The following is a 574-nucleotide window of genomic DNA, read 5'->3' as shown; positions in this document are numbered from 1 at the left end:
CTCAACTCGACCGCCATAGCGTCAAGTTGTTCGCACACGCAGATCACCATGAGGAGTTTCCACCATGGGGAACAACAGCAACCGGCCCCTGTTCAAGAGATTCGCCGCCCTGTCGCTGGCCACCGTGGCGGCCGGCGTCCTCGCCGCGGGGGGCGCGAATGCCGATGCCCCGGACAAGAGCCGGGTCGAGGTCATCGAACTCCAGCTCAAGGACCTTGAGCACGAGTCCATCGATCTCGGCAGGACGGGGCCGAGCCTGGGCGACATGAGCGTCTACTGCGCCACCGCGGTGGAGAACGGCCGCGACGTCGGACGGGGGGCCGGGACCTCTCAGGTCGTGTACGCCGGCGGTGGGAAAGTCACATCGCAGGCCGTGATCACGATAGAACTCAAGCGTGGCTCTCTGACGATGCAATCGCTGCGGTCAAACGAAGCGAGTTCGCTCGACATGGCCATCACCGGCGGCACAGGCGCTTTCAAGGACGCCCGGGGCAGCGTTCGCTACTGGGACATCAACACACCCAAGGAGAGGCTGCGCGCCGAGATCCTGCACTGATGGAGGATGGGACCACCG

General features: G+C 64.8%; 1 protein-coding gene. It reads left to right on the top strand.

Going from position 1 to position 574, the window contains the following annotated elements; genetic code table 11:
* Nucleotides 1-64: 64 nt before the first annotated feature.
* The gene (locus tag STRAU_RS31210; protein WP_016644406.1) at nucleotides 65-556 is read left to right on the top strand and encodes an allene oxide cyclase barrel-like domain-containing protein; all 492 of its coding nucleotides are present in this window, start codon (nucleotides 65-67) and stop codon (nucleotides 554-556) included.
* The last annotated feature ends 18 nt before the right edge of the window (nucleotides 557-574 follow it).

This window comes from Streptomyces aurantiacus JA 4570, from assembly GCF_000414115.1.
GTDB classification, from domain to species: Bacteria; Actinomycetota; Actinomycetes; order Streptomycetales; family Streptomycetaceae; genus Streptomyces; species Streptomyces aurantiacus_A.
The sequence above is the reverse complement of the archived record's forward strand: the minus strand, read 5'-3'. Positions and strand labels throughout refer to the sequence as shown.